Origin of the sequence: Enterobacter sp. MGH 16, from assembly GCF_000493175.1 — a bacterium.
Taxonomy (GTDB): domain Bacteria; phylum Pseudomonadota; class Gammaproteobacteria; order Enterobacterales; family Enterobacteriaceae; genus Enterobacter; species Enterobacter roggenkampii.
On the sequence record NZ_KI535695.1, the window covers coordinates 426,997 to 441,252 of the forward strand.

The following is a 14,256-nucleotide window of genomic DNA, read 5'->3' on the forward strand; positions in this document are numbered from 1 at the left end:
CACGGTCATTTTATCCAGGAAAACGCGATTAACTGTGAAGGAGATCACCGTTAACCGATCATTTTAGAAATAAATAGTCGTTTTTGATGAATATCGCAGATCAAAATTCTGATTTGTTGATATCGGGTTAACAGAATGTATTGCAAATGTTTTGAATGGGCATAAATAACCCAAAAAATATCGAGTGGATTATTTATGAAATATTTTCTGAGAGATTTTAATTTTATTTAAAAATAAATTGAATAGTTATTCAGAGCATAAACCGATAACCGATACCGGTTTCAGTTAATAAATGGCGAGGGCGAGCGGGGTCGACTTCGAGTTTCTGACGAAGGTGCCCCATATATATGCGTAAATAGTGACTATGTTCCACGGCGTTGGGCCCCCACACCTGACTTAACAGCTGGCGCTGGGTGAGAACCTTACCGTGATTGTTAAGCAGCACGGCGAGCAGGCGAAATTCGATGGGCGTGAGGTGAATTTCCTCTTCGCCGCGCACAATGCGCCGCGCGGCCAGGTCAACCCGGATATCCCCAAACGTGTAGGTTGGGTCGGCTGGCGTGGTGGCGCTGTGGCGACGCAGCGCCACGCGCAGGCGAGCCTGTAGCTCGCCGATGCCAAACGGTTTAATCAGGTAGTCATCCGCCCCGGCATCCAGCGCGGCGATTTTATCCGTCTCTTCAGTACGGGCGGAGAGCACGAGGATCGGCATCTGGCTCCACTGACGGACTTCACGAATAAAATCGATGCCGTCACCGTCCGGGAGACCCAGATCGAGGATCACCAGGTCCGGCTTGCGGGTGGCGGCTTCAATTAACCCCCGCTGAAGCGTACCTGCATCATGGACGCGCAGACCGTCTCCTTCCAGCGCAGCGCGCAGAAAACGGCTAATGGCGATCTCATCTTCAACAATCAGAACGTTGATCACAAATCCTCTGGTAATTCATTAAGTTCTGGCGGGGTTTCCAGAGGAAGTGTAACACAAAAACGCGCACCGCCTTCCGGACGATTCTCCGCGGAAATGGAGCCGCCATGCACGTCAATGATCGCCTGGCAAATGGCCAGCCCCAGCCCCACGCCCGGAATGGCCGACTCCTTATTGCCGCGCGCGAATTTCTCGAAAATAGCCAACTCCTGCCCGGCAGGAATGCCCGGGCCGGTATCCCAGACGTTAAGGCGAAGCGCGCCGTCGTCCACCGTCGCATCCACCCCAATCTGCGCGCTGGCGCCCGCATATTTGGCGGCATTTTCCAACAGGTTGATCAGCACCCGTTCAAACAGCGGACCATCAACATGAATTAAGGTCAGGGGCTCGGGCATGTTCAGCGCAATATGTCGCCCGCCCAGGCCGGGTTCGAGCATTTTCAGCGCGCTGCCCACCACCTCTTCAAGCGTGAGCCACTCTTTTTTGAGGTTAAAACCGCCCGACTGGATACGCGCCATGTCGAGCAGGTTATTCACCAGGCGCGTGGTATTCAGCACGTGCTGGCGGATCTCGCTGGCCTGAAGGGCATGTTTAGAGCCTTCCGCCGCCAGGTCCAGCGTCAGAATTTCTGACTGACCGAACAGGACGGTGAGCGGGGTACGCAGATCGTGAGACAGCGCCGCCAGCAGCGAGTTACGAATGCTTTCACGCTCGCTCGCCAGCCGGGCCTGTTCCTCGCTGGCGGTGAGGGCCAGTCGTTCCAGCGCGCTGGCAACCAGCAGCGTAAACGTCTCCAGTAAACGCTGCTGTTCGGGGATCATCAGCTGGCGCAGGTTGGAAGGCCCCACGATGACCAGCCCCTGATTTTTATCGGCGCTGCGCAGGGGCAGAATTTGGTAGGGCACGCCGGGGAGGGTGTCGGTCCCTGCGCCCGCCGGTAAGCCTTTGTCAAAGCTCCAGCGCGCGATGGCTTCGTCCCAGGGCGTCATGCCTGTGGCGGAGGTCAGCGGGCGCAGCTTGCCGTGTTCGTCCGGGAGTAAAATCAGGTTGCTGGCATGAAACGTCGAGCGGATAAACTGCTCGCTGGTCTGCACGATATCCAGCGGCGTGCGGCCCACCGCCAGCGATTTCGACATCTCATAGAGATGGCGCGTGCGCTGTTCGCGATAGCGGGCGATGCGGGCCTGATAGCGCACGCCCGCCGTCAGATTGCCGATCACCAGCCCGACGGTGAGCATGACGGCAAAGGTGAGGATGTACTGCACGTCCGAGACGGCGAGCGTCCCGCGGGGGGCAATAAAGAACAGATCGAAGCTGATGACGTTGATCACCGTCGCCAGGACCGACGGCCAGCGCCCGTAGAAGAGCGCCACCACCACCACGCCCAAAAGGTAGATCATCACCAGGTTGGCGGCATCAAACGCAATCAGCCACTGGCTGGCAATCACGGTAATCAGGGCGCAGAGCACGACGGCGACAAGACAGCCGCGAAGCTGAATGCGCCATTTATCGCTGAAGGTACGGCTGTCCGGCGCGCGATTGGGTAAGGGGGTAGGTTTGTCGTCCAGCGCCACGATCACCAGATCCAGATCCGGCGCGCGACGGGCCAGCTTGTCGGCAAAGGATTCTCGGCTAAACCAGCGCCGATGCTGACGACGGCCAATGACGATTTTCCCCAGGTTATGCTCGCGCGCGTAGCGCAGAATCGCTTTATCTTCCTGCGGATCGGAAAGGGTGGCGGTTTCCGCGCCCAGCTCCTGCGCCAGGCGCAGCGAACTCAGGATCGCACGACGCTGGTTTTCGGGCAGCGCGTGCAGCTGCGGCGTTTCAACATACACCGCATGCCAGACGCTGCCAAATTTGGCCGCCAGGCGCGCGGCGGTGCGGACAAGCTTTTCATTGCCGCTGCCGTGGCCCACGCACAGCAGGATGGCGTCCCGCGTGTGCCAGACGCGTTCCTGTCCCTGTAAATCGCGCCAGGCGCGCATCTGATCGTCCACCCGGTCGGCGGTTCGGCGCAGGGCCAGCTCGCGCAGGGCAATCAGGTTGCCTTTACGGAAGAAATGTTCGATGGCGCGCTCGGCCTGGCCGGCGATATAGACTTTGCCTTCGTGCAGGCGCTGGCGTAAATCATCGGGCGGCAGGTCGACCAGCACCACCTCATCCGCGGAATCAAAGAAGGGATCGGGCACCGTCTCGCGTACCTGAATGCCGGTCACGCCGCTGACCACGTCGTTCAGGCTTTCGAGATGCTGAACGTTAACCGTGGTGAACACATCGATACCGGCTTCAAGTAATTCTTCAACGTCCTGCCAGCGTTTGGGGTGGCGCGAGCCTGGCGCATTGCTGTGCGCCAGCTCGTCCATCAGGATTAGCGCGGGGCGGCGGGCGAGGGCGGCATCGAGATCGAATTCGGTGACTAACCGACCGCGGTGGCTGATGCGGCGGGGCGGCTGGGTAGCCAGCCCCTTCAGCAGTGATGCCGTCTCTTTACGTCCGTGGGTTTCAACCACGCCGATCAGAATATCGAGCCCCTGCGCCCGAAGCCGCTGGGCTTCCGTCAGCATGGCGAAGGTTTTCCCGACGCCCGCGCAGGCGCCGAAGAAAATTTTCAGTTTGCCGCGATGGGCTTCAGCTGTTTGTTCGAGCAGCCTGTCCGGATCCGGGCGCATGGGCTCGTCGGTCATTTAGTTTTTCCTTAGCGCGTCCAGCGCCAGATTCAGCTCAACAATATTTACCACGGGCATGCCGATGAAGCTGACCAGCGGCTTTTGCGTGTGCTCTGCCACAAGCCTGCTCACCTGTTCGACGGTCAGCTGACGGGCAGCGGCGACGCGCGGGATCTGCCATGCCACGGCTGCTGGCGTCAGGCTGTAGTCCAGTCCGCTGGCCGAGGCGGTTACCAGCTCCACGGGAACGTCACGGCTGGCCTGCGGATTCGCGGCGCGCAGGGCTGCCACGCGCTCAGCGACGGCTTTGTCCAGCTCGGGGTTGCTGCCCGCCAGGTTGCTGCCGCCGGATGCCATCGGATTATACGGGCTTTCGGCAGTGGCGGAAGGGCGTCCCTGGAAGTAGCGAGCATCCGTAAAGTTCTGACCAATCAGGCGAGAGCCGCGGTTTTCACCGTTTTGCAGTATCAGCGAGCCGTTGGCCTGATCCTTAAACCACCACTGGCCCAGCGCGGTGGTCACCAGCGGGTACAGCCCGCCGGTAATGAGAGACAGCAGTATGAACAGAAGTATAGCGGGGCGTAACATGGTCATTTGATTCACCTTTTAAACCAGGCCGAACAGCGTCAACAGCAGGTCGATAACCTTGATACCGACGAAGGGCACCACCAGCCCGCCCAGGCCGTAAATCCACAGGTTACGGCGCAGCATGGCGGCCGCCGTGAGCGGCTTATAGCTCACGCCCTTCAGCGCCAGCGGGATCAGGAAGACAATAATCAGGGCGTTAAAAATCACTGCGCTCAGAATGGCCGAGGCCGGAGAGTGCAGGTGCATCACGTTCAGGGCGTTTAATTGCGGATAGGTCGCAGCAAACGCGGCCGGAATGATGGCGAAATACTTCGCCACGTCGTTGGCGATACTGAACGTGGTCAGCGAACCGCGCGTCATCAGCATCTGCTTGCCGATGTGCACCACTTCAATCAGCTTGGTCGGGTTAGAGTCGAGGTCGACCATGTTGCCTGCCTCTTTTGCGGCCTGGGTACCGGAGTTCATCGCCACCGCCACGTCGGCCTGCGCGAGGGCAGGAGCATCGTTGGTCCCGTCGCCGGTCATCGCCACCAGACGGCCTTCCGCCTGATACTGACGAATCAGTGCCAGCTTGGCTTCCGGTGTGGCTTCGGAAAGGAAATCATCCACGCCCGCTTCGGCAGCAATCGCCGCGGCGGTAAGACGGTTATCCCCGGTGATCATCACCGTTTTGATCCCCATTTTACGCAGCTGGGCAAAGCGCTCCTTGATGCCGCCTTTGACGATGTCCTTCAGGGCAATGACCCCGAGCACGCGCGCGCCTTCGGCCACCACCAGCGGCGTCGCCCCCTGACGGGCCACGCTTTCGACCAGGCTGTCCACTTCCGGCGGGAAGTGGCCGTTGTTGGCCTCAATGTGGCGGCGGATCGCGTCAACCGAGCCTTTACGGATCATGCGATCCTGAATGTTAATTCCGCTCATGCGGGTTTGCGCCGTGAAGGGTACGAACGTGGCGTGCAGGCTCTGCACGTCGCGCTGGCGCAAGTTAAAGCGCTGCTTGGCGAGGATCACAATGCTGCGGCCTTCCGGGGTTTCATCGGCAAGCGATGAGAGCTGGGCGGCATCCGCCAGCGTTTTTTCATCCACGCCCGGGGCGGGTAAGAAATCCGACGCCTGGCGGTTACCGAGGGTAATGGTGCCGGTTTTATCCAGCAGCAACACATCCACGTCACCGGCGGCTTCTACGGCACGCCCGCTGGTGGCGATGACGTTGGCACCGAGCATACGGCTCATGCCGGCCACGCCGATGGCCGACAGCAGGCCGCCGATGGTGGTAGGGATCAGACAAACCAGCAGCGCCACCAGCACCGTGACGGTGACTGCGGTACCGCCATAGGCGGAGAACGGCCACAGCGTGGCGGTTGCCAGCAGGAAGACAATGGTCAGGGCCACCAGCAGGATGGTCAGGGCAATCTCGTTTGGCGTTTTACGGCGCTGTGCGCCTTCCACCATGGCGATCATCCGGTCGAGGAAGGTTTCACCCGGGTTAACGCTGCACTGGATCACCAGCCAGTCGGAGAGAATGCGCGTCCCGCCCGTCACGGAGGCGAAATCGCCGCCGGACTCACGGATCACCGGCGCGGATTCGCCGGTAATAGCGCTCTCATCCACCGATGCGCCCCCTTCAATAACTTCGCCGTCGCAAGGGATGATGTCACCGGCTTCCACCAGCACCACATCGCCTTTACGCAGTTCATCTGCCGGAACGTGGTCCATCTGGGCACCGTATTTCGGCTCACGTAGCTTGCGCGCGAAGGCGGTTTTTTTCACCCCTTTCATGCTGTTGGCCTGGGCTTTGCTCCGGCCTTCCGCCAGCGCTTCTGCAAAGTTGGCGAACAGCACGGTAAACCACAGCCACAGGCTGATGGCGCCGGTAAACATCGCATTTCCCGGCATATGGCCCGTTCCCATGGCAATCGCCAGGGCGGTGGTCAGGACGCTTCCCGCCCAGACGATAAACATCACCGGGTTGTGCCACTGCACGCGCGGGCTCAGCTTTTTCACCGCATCCATGAGCGCCTGGCGAACTAATGACGGTTCGAACAGGGCCAGTTGTTTACGACTCATGACAATTTCTCCGCAAAATCAGCGTAAAGAGAGGTATTCCGCGACCGGGCCTAACGCGAGGGCGGGGATAAAGGTCAGGGCGCCGACCAGCAACACGGTGCCCGTCAGCAGGCCGATAAACAGCGCGCCGTGGGTCGGTAATGTCCCGGTAGTGGTCGGTTGGATTTTTTTGTTCACCAGCGATCCGGCTATCGCCATGACCGGCACAATGATCCCGAAGCGGCCCACGAACATGCAGAACGCCAGCAGACAGTTCCAGAATGGAGAGTTGGCGCTTAAGCCTGCAAAGGCGCTGCCGTTGTTGTTGGCGGCAGAGGAGACGGCATACAGCACTTCGCTAAAACCGTGAATGCCGGGGTTAAAGATGCCGCTGCGTCCGGCCTCGGTCATCAGCGCCAGCGCGGTGCCGAGCAGCACGAGAGCCGGGGTGACCAGGATTGCCAGCGCGGTTAATTTCATCTCGCGGACGTCGATTTTTTTACCCAGATATTCCGGGGTGCGGCCAATCATCAGACCGGCAATAAACACCGCCAGCAGCACGAACAGCAGCATACCGTAAAGACCGGAGCCCACGCCGCCAAACACCACCTCACCAATCTGCATCAGCCACATCGGGATCATGCCGCCCAGCGCCGTAAAGGAATCATGCATGGCATTGACGGCCCCGCACGACGCTGCCGTGGTGACCACCGCATACAGGCTACTGGCGAGAATGCCAAAGCGGCTCTCTTTACCTTCCATGTTGATTGCGCTATCTGCACCCAGTGAGAGGAAGTGCGGATTACCCTGCCATTCGGCCCACATCACCAGCGCAACACAGACCACAAAGATCAGCGACATGGTCCAGAGCAGGGTACGCCCCTGACGGCGATCGTTTACCACATCACCAAAGGCAAAGCAGAGCGCGGCGGGGATCAGGAAAATCGCCAGCATCTGCACAAAATTGGTCAGGGCGGTCGGGTTTTCAAACGGATGCGAGGAGTTGGCGTTGAAGAAGCCCCCGCCGTTCGTCCCGAGCATTTTGATGGCTTCCTGCGAGGCCACTGGCCCCATCGGCAGGAGCTGTTTTGCCCCTTCCAGCGAGGTATAAGGTGCGTAAGGCAGCAGGTTTTGCAGGGTGCCCTGCTGAATGAAGAACAGTGCGATCAGCAGCGCAATCGGCAGCAGGATCCACAGCGTAATGCGCGTCAGATCCACCCACGCGTTACCCAGCGTGCTCACTTTCTGGCGCGCAAACGCCCGCGTTAGCGCGAAGATCACCGCAATACCGCTGGCGGCAGAGAGGAAGTTCTGCACGGTTAGCCCGACCATCTGGCTGAAGTAGCTGAGCGTGGTTTCACCGGCATAGGACTGCCAGTTGGTGTTGGTGACAAAACTGACCGCCGTGTTTAGCGCCAGATGCCAGGACAGGCCCGGTAACTGCTGCGGATTCAAAGGCAGGACACCCTGCAACATCAGCATGGCAAAAAGCGCGATGAGGCCAACGATATTCAGCAGCAGAATAGCGATCAGATAGTCACGCCAGTTCATCTCCCGATCGTCTATACCCAGTACGCGCCAGACCCCTTTTTCAACGCTTCCCGTGCCGGGCAGAGGAACGTTATTGATGAGCCGTGCCAGCCCCGAGCCCAGTGGCCTTGCCAGGACGAACAACACCACTAAGAAACTGGCAATAAGCAAAAACTCCTGAGCAGCCATCAGAATGCCTCCGCATTAATCAGGGCATAAACCAGATAACCCAATAACAGGAACACCAGCACGATGCCGGCAATAAGACCTGCACTCACAATCCACCTCCGGGTGACTTTTGTTGTTGTGCTAACGGTAGGATTTATGGCGCAAAGATTTCGCAAAAATGAGAAGGGCGGGTGTAAAAAAAGTATAAAAATGGCAAAGCCCACAATTTAACTATTGATAAGTAAATCGTTAACTTTTTTGTAACTTAATTACGGCGTGAATGTAAATTTTGGCTAAACGGACGAAAATAAGTGGTCGGATGAGTAGTAAAATTACAAACAAAGCGATATTATTTTATCCAGATCACAGATTTTGAATTTTCCGGATGACGTTTCCGGCCAACTATAGGGGAGAAAAATATGGATCTTTATAAAGAGTTTCCGGCTCATATCGTGTTCATGCGCCGCGCTTTCGCCGTAGTGGCTGGCGTGCTGGCTCTGCCGGTGATGCTGTTCTGGAAAGATCGTGCACGTTTTTATAGCTATTTGCACCGCGTCTGGGCGAAAACCAGCGAGAAGCCGGTGTGGATGGATCAGGCCGAGAAAGCGACCTGCGATTTTTACTGATACTAAGACGACACCCAGAAAAAAACGCCGGGGGGAGCGATAGCCCCTCGTCAGGGTTTACAGGCACATAATAGCCGTCTTTCTTGCCGGGTGACGCTGCGCTTACCCGGCCTACACAGGGCAAAGAGATCAATGCATTGCATGTTTCATTGTAGGCCCTTGCAAGCGTAGCGCCGCCGGGCGAAATGCACAGCATTCACCTTGTCATTAGTCTGTAAGGCCGCCTTGGGCGGCCTTTTTTATTTCATCCCGTCTACACTTCATGGCAAAGTAGTTCAATGCATGCTTTTTCCTTTTACGGCATGCCCTTATGGACATAATGGACAATAGCCTGGAGTTTTATGCCCACCCATCTGGTTTGGTTTCGCGCGGACCTGCGCGTACATGACAACTTCGCACTCGCGGCAGCCTGCCGTTCCGATGACGCCAGCGTGCTGGCGCTGTTTATCGCTACGCCTGAACAGTGGCAGCAGCATGATATGGCCCCGCGGCAGGCGGCTTACCTCAAATCGCATCTGAACGATCTGCAACACTCACTGGCTGAAAAAGGTATCCCGCTGATCTACAAAGAGGTCAGTGACTTTGCCGCGCAGCTTAAGATGTTGCGGGAGGTATGTCAGCAGAACGGCGTCACGCATCTTTTTTACAACTACCAGTACGAGCTGAACGAACGGCTGCGGGATCGCCAACTGGAGAACATTCTGGGCGAGGTGGTTTGTGAAGGATTTGATGACAGCGTAATGCTGGCACCGGGCAGCGTCATGACCGGCGGCCATGAAATGTATAAAGTGTTCACGCCGTTTAAAAATGCTTTTGTTAAACGCCTGAAAGAGGCGTTGCCGGAGTGCGTACCCGCACCCGCAGCCAGAGGGGAAGCTATAACCACGCTGCCTGAATTAACGTTTAACTATCCCCAACAGGCATTCGATGAGCTTCTGTTCCCCGCAAACGAGAAGGCAGCAATGGCGAAGCTGCGCCAGTTTTGCAAACAGGGCGCGGGAGAGTACGACGCGCGCAGGGATTTCCCGGCGATTGAAGGGACAAGCCGCTTATCGGCAAGCCTGGCGCTGGGCGTACTCTCTCCTCGCCAGTGTTTACATCGTCTTCTGGCCGAGCAGCCGCAGGCGATGGACGGTGGGGCGGGTTCGGTGTGGCTGAACGAACTCATCTGGCGTGAATTCTATCGCCATCTGATGACGTATCATCCCGATCTCTGTAAGCATCGTCCGTTCATCCCCTGGACCGACAACGTAAAATGGCAGCACGATGAGGCACGTTTACAGGCCTGGCAAAAAGGGGAAACGGGCTATCCGATTGTTGATGCTGCCATGCGCCAGCTGAATGAAACCGGGTGGATGCACAACCGCCTGCGAATGATTACCGCCAGCTTTCTGGTGAAGGATCTGCTTATCGACTGGCGTATCGGAGAGCGCTATTTTATCTCTCAGCTGATCGACGGCGATCTCGCTGCGAATAACGGCGGCTGGCAGTGGGCGGCCTCTACCGGCACCGATGCGGCTCCCTATTTCAGGATTTTTAATCCGACCACTCAGGGGCAAAAATTTGATGCCAACGGCGACTTTATCCGCCGCTGGTTGCCCGCGCTCAGGAACGTTCCTGCGAAAGCGATCCACGAACCGTGGGCATGGGCGGATAAACAGGGCGTAAAGCTCGATTATCCCCGCCCGATTGTTGACCATAAACAGGCGCGCACCGCCACGCTGGCGGCGTACGAAGCCGCCCGAAAAGTTTGAGAGCATAAAGATGAAAAACAGTGAACTGGAACGCCTGATTAACGAAAAACTCAATACCGCCTCCTTTAGCGACTACGGCCCAAATGGCCTGCAGGTGGAAGGGCGCGAAACGGTGCAGAAAATTATCACCGGCGTCACGGCAAGCCAGGCGCTGCTGGACGAGGCTGTCCGTCAGGAAGCCGATGCGGTGATTGTCCATCACGGCTACTTCTGGAAAAACGAATCACCGATTATTCGCGGCATGAAGCGCAACCGCCTGAAAACGTTGCTGGCAAATGACATCAACCTGTACGGTTACCACCTGCCGCTGGACGCACACCCGGAACTGGGCAACAACGTTCAGCTTGCGCAGCTGTTGGGGATTACCGTAATGGGCGAAATCGAGCCGCTGGTGCCGTGGGGCGAGCTGGCGATGCCGGTTCCCGGACTGGAGCTGGCCTCGTGGATTGAAGCGCGCCTGGGGCGTCGCCCGCTGTGGTGCGGCGATACGGGCGCGGACCTGGTAAAACGCGTTGCCTGGTGCACCGGGGGCGGGCAGGGCTTTATCGACAGCGCCGCGCGCTTCGGTGTTGATGCCTTTATCACCGGCGAGGTTTCCGAGCAGACCATTCACTCGGCGCGTGAACAGGGGCTGCATTTCTACGCGGCCGGTCATCATGCCACCGAGCGCGGCGGCATTCGGGCCCTCAGCGAGTGGCTGACGGAAAATACCGATCTGGATGTAACCTTTATTGATATCCCTAATCCGGCCTGATGAGAGGTGCCTGAGTGCAGCGAGCGCGTTGTTATCTTCTGGGAGAAACGGCAGTGGTTCTGGAGCTCGAGCCGCCGGTGACCATTGCCACGCAAAAGCGTATCTGGCGGCTAACCCAGCGTCTGGTCGATCTGCCGGACGTGGTTGAAGCCATTCCGGGGATGAATAACATCACGGTGGTGCTGCGTAGTCCGCATACGCTGGCGCTGGATGCCATCGAGCGTTTACAGCGCTGGTGGGAAGAGAGCGAGGCGCTGGAGCCGGAATCGCGTGCCATTGAGATCCCGGTCGTTTATGGCGGTACGGGGGGACCGGATCTTGGTGTGGTCGCAGACCATTGCGGGCTCACCGAAAAGCAGGTGGTTGAGCTGCACAGTTCGGTGGATTACGTCGTCTGGTTCCTGGGATTCCAGCCCGGATTCCCGTATCTGGGGGGATTATCTCCCCGGCTGCATACGCCGCGCCGCGCTGAACCGCGCCTGAGCGTACCGGCGGGGACGGTCGCGATTGGTGGCGAGCAGACCGGCGTATATCCGCTGGCTTCGCCCGGTGGTTGGCAGCTTATTGGGCATACCGCCACCCCGTTATTTGACCCCGCGCTGGCGTCGCCAATACTCCTGCGCCCGGGCGACACCCTTCGCTTTATCCCGCAGAAGGAGGGGGTATGTTAACGCTTATTCGCGCCGGGCTTTACACCTCCGTACAGGATGCCGGGCGCTTTGGCATGCGCCAGTCCGGCGTGAGCTATTGTGGCGCGCTGGACCGTCCAGCGCTGGAAATCGCTAACGTGCTGGTGGGCAACCCCGGCAGCACGGCGGCGCTCGAAATTACGCTCGGCCAGTGTGTCATTGAGTTTGGTCAGGAGACCTGGTTCGCACTCACCGGCGCAGGCTGTGATGCCACGCTGGACGGCAAAGCGGTGTGGACCGGCTGGCGTCTGCGGGCGAAAGCCGGGCAGCGTCTGACCTTAAAACGTCCTCTGCACGGCGTGCGTAGCTATCTCGCGGTGGCTGGCGGCATTGATGTGCCTGAGGTGCTGGGCTCATCCAGTACCGATCAGAAAGCCGGGATAGGCGGTCACGAAGGACGTCTGTTGCGCGACGGCGATCGCCTGGCGATTAAGCCCTCTTCGCGTCACTTCTCGACGGCTCAGGGGGTAAAACAACTTCTCTGGGGAAACCAGATCCGCGCCTTACCGGGGCCGGAATATCATGAGTTCGACGAGGCCTCAAAAGAGTCTTTCTGGCGCGCGCCGTGGAAGCTTAGTCCGCAGAGTAACCGAATGGGCTATCGTCTGCAGGGGCAGCCGCTGATCCGGACCACCGACCGGGAACTGCTCTCCCACGGTTTGTTGCCCGGCGTTATTCAGGTTCCAGGCAACGGGCAACCGATCGTCTTAATGAACGACGCGCAGACGACGGGGGGCTATCCGCGAATTGCCTGCATTATTGAAGCCGATCGCTACCATCTGGCGCAAATTCCCCTCGGACAGCCGATTCACTTCGTGCAGTGTTCGCTGGAGGAAGCGCTAAAGGCGCGGCAGGATCAGCAGCGCTATCTCGAACAGCTGGCGTGGAGGCTCGATGGTAAAGATTGATTTAAACGCCGATCTGGGCGAGGGCGGCAGCGCCGACGCGGCGCTGATGACGCTGGTCTCTTCGGTCAATATTGCCTGCGGCTTTCACGCGGGCGATGCGCAAACCATGCTGGAGAGCGTGCGTCATGCCATCAAAAATGGCGTGGCGATTGGCGCTCACCCGAGCTTCCCTGACCGGGAGAACTTTGGTCGCACCGCGATGGACCTGCCGCATGAGACGGTCTACGCGCAGGTGCTCTACCAGACTGGCGCGCTGGAGGCGATGGTTCGCGCCGGGAAGGGCGTACTGCGTCACGTGAAGCCGCACGGTATGCTCTATAACCAGGCGGCAAAAGACCCGGTGCTGGCGGCGGCGATTGCCCGTGCGGTGCGGGACTGTAATCCGCAGCTGATTCTGGTCGGCCTGGCGGGCAGTGAGCTTATTCGTGCCGGAGAACGGCTGGGGCTGACCACGCGGCAGGAGGTGTTTGCCGATCGGGGATACATGCCGGACGGCAGTCTGGTTCCGCGCACGCAAGCCGGTGCGCTGATTACCGATGAAGCGAAAGCGCTGGCGCAGACGCTGGAGATGGTGCGCTACGGGCGAGTGACCGCCGTGGATGGCACAACGGCGCACGTTCAGGCTGATACGGTATGTTTACACGGCGATGGCGAGCATGCGCTCCAGTTCGCGCGCCGCCTGCGGGCCGCGTTCGCTGAAGAGGGCATTCTTGTCAGCGCAGATTAATCATAAAAGGATAGAAAAATGCCAGAAGGCCCGGAGATCCGCCGCGCGGCGGATAGCCTCGAGGCGGCGATAAAGGGCAAACCGCTGACGGAGGTCTGGTTTGCTTTTCCTCAACTGAAACCGTTTGAATCACAGCTGGTGGGGCAGTCGGTAACGCATATTGAAACGCGCGGCAAAGCGTTGCTCACGCACTTTTCCCATAACCTGACGTTATATAGCCACAACCAGCTTTACGGCGTGTGGCGCGTGGTGGAGGCGGGTGAACAGCCGCAAACGACCCGCGTGCTGCGCGTCAGGCTGCAAACGGCGGATAAGGCGATCCTGCTCTATAGCGCTTCTGATATCGAAATGTTAACGCCTGAGCAGTTGCTCACGCACCCGTTCTTACAGCGGGTTGGGCCGGACGTGCTGGATATGCGCCTGACGGCGAGCGATGTAAAGGCCCGGCTGCTATCGCCCACATTCCGCAACAGGCAGTTTTCCGGCCTGTTCCTTGACCAGGCCTTTCTCGCCGGGCTTGGCAACTACCTGCGGGTGGAGATCCTCTGGGAAGTCGGGCTGGCACCGCAGCACAAAGCTTCTCAGCTGAGCGATGAACAGCTGGAGGCGCTGTCCCACGCGCTGCTGGACATCCCGCGGCTGTCGTACAACACGCGTGGCATCGTAGATGAAAACAAGCACCACGGGGCGCTGTTCCGGTTCAAGGTGTTTCATCGGGCGGGGAAGAAGTGCGAGCGGTGCGGCGGGATTATCGACAGGATTATGCTCTCTTCGAGACCCTTTTACTGGTGTCCACATTGTCAAAAATAAAAAAGCCGGGTGGCGGCTACGCCTTACCCGGCCTACGTTTCGCATTTGTAGGCCCGGTAAGC

At 58.7% G+C, this 14,256-nt stretch carries 13 protein-coding genes; 7 read left to right on the forward strand and 6 right to left on the reverse strand.

Translation table 11 applies throughout. The annotated features are described in order from the left end of the window. Nucleotides 1–250: 250 nt before the first annotated feature. From kdpE to kdpF, 6 genes are read right to left on the reverse strand one after another with little or no spacing between them, the layout of a single operon-like run. A complete protein-coding gene (kdpE, locus tag L362_RS20665; RefSeq protein WP_008501074.1) occupies nucleotides 251–928 on the reverse strand; it encodes a two-component system response regulator KdpE in 678 nt (225 codons plus the stop codon). Then, nucleotides 925–3,612 (reverse strand): two-component system sensor histidine kinase KdpD, encoded by a 2,688-nt coding sequence (gene kdpD / locus L362_RS20660; protein ID WP_023343592.1) that lies wholly within the window; start codon nucleotides 3,610–3,612, stop codon nucleotides 925–927. The genes kdpE and kdpD overlap by 4 nt, the downstream gene beginning before the upstream one ends. After that, nucleotides 3,613–4,188, reverse strand: a complete 576-nt coding sequence (gene kdpC, locus L362_RS20655; RefSeq protein ID WP_023343593.1) for a potassium-transporting ATPase subunit KdpC — start codon at nucleotides 4,186–4,188, stop codon at nucleotides 3,613–3,615. Between the two features lie 12 nt (nucleotides 4,189–4,200). Continuing rightward, the gene (gene kdpB / locus L362_RS20650) at nucleotides 4,201–6,249 is read right to left on the reverse strand and encodes a potassium-transporting ATPase subunit KdpB (protein ID WP_023343594.1); all 2,049 of its coding nucleotides are present in this window, start codon (nucleotides 6,247–6,249) and stop codon (nucleotides 4,201–4,203) included. An 18-nt stretch (nucleotides 6,250–6,267) separates the two neighbouring features. Beyond that, nucleotides 6,268–7,947, reverse strand: coding sequence for a potassium-transporting ATPase subunit KdpA (gene kdpA, locus L362_RS20645; protein ID WP_023343595.1), 1,680 nt, complete (start codon nucleotides 7,945–7,947; stop codon nucleotides 6,268–6,270). Next, nucleotides 7,947–8,036: a K(+)-transporting ATPase subunit F gene (gene kdpF, locus L362_RS23560; RefSeq protein ID WP_014069365.1), complete on the reverse strand. Its 90-nt coding sequence runs from the start codon at nucleotides 8,034–8,036 to the stop codon at nucleotides 7,947–7,949. The genes kdpA and kdpF overlap by 1 nt, the downstream gene beginning before the upstream one ends. Nucleotides 8,037–8,345: 309 nt before the next feature. Here kdpF and L362_RS20640 point away from each other — a divergent pair, with 309 nt between their 5' ends. From L362_RS20640 to nei, 7 genes are all read left to right on the forward strand, one after another. Next, nucleotides 8,346–8,552, forward strand: coding sequence for a YbfA family protein (locus L362_RS20640; protein ID WP_008501079.1), 207 nt, complete (start codon nucleotides 8,346–8,348; stop codon nucleotides 8,550–8,552). 341 nt (nucleotides 8,553–8,893) lie between these two features. After that, nucleotides 8,894–10,306, forward strand: a complete 1,413-nt coding sequence (phrB, locus tag L362_RS20635; protein WP_023343596.1) for a deoxyribodipyrimidine photo-lyase — start codon at nucleotides 8,894–8,896, stop codon at nucleotides 10,304–10,306. Nucleotides 10,307–10,316: 10 nt separating this feature from the next. Further along, a complete protein-coding gene (locus L362_RS20630) occupies nucleotides 10,317–11,060 on the forward strand; it encodes a type 2 GTP cyclohydrolase I (RefSeq protein WP_021241021.1) in 744 nt (247 codons plus the stop codon). Nucleotides 11,061–11,074: 14 nt separating this feature from the next. Further along, on the forward strand, nucleotides 11,075–11,731 hold the full coding sequence (gene pxpB, locus L362_RS20625; protein ID WP_032637607.1) for a 5-oxoprolinase subunit PxpB: 657 nt from the start codon (nucleotides 11,075–11,077) through the stop codon (nucleotides 11,729–11,731). Next, nucleotides 11,725–12,657, forward strand: a complete 933-nt coding sequence (gene pxpC, locus L362_RS20620) for a 5-oxoprolinase subunit PxpC (RefSeq protein ID WP_021241019.1) — start codon at nucleotides 11,725–11,727, stop codon at nucleotides 12,655–12,657. The genes pxpB and pxpC overlap by 7 nt, the downstream gene beginning before the upstream one ends. Continuing rightward, nucleotides 12,644–13,384 carry a 5-oxoprolinase subunit PxpA gene (pxpA, locus tag L362_RS20615; RefSeq protein ID WP_023343598.1) on the forward strand — a complete coding sequence of 247 codons (741 nt, stop codon included), beginning with the start codon at nucleotides 12,644–12,646 and terminating at the stop codon, nucleotides 13,382–13,384. The genes pxpC and pxpA overlap by 14 nt, the downstream gene beginning before the upstream one ends. 18 nt (nucleotides 13,385–13,402) lie before the next feature. Then, nucleotides 13,403–14,194 (forward strand): endonuclease VIII, encoded by a 792-nt coding sequence (gene nei, locus L362_RS20610; RefSeq protein WP_021241018.1) that lies wholly within the window; start codon nucleotides 13,403–13,405, stop codon nucleotides 14,192–14,194. Nucleotides 14,195–14,256 lie beyond the last annotated feature (62 nt).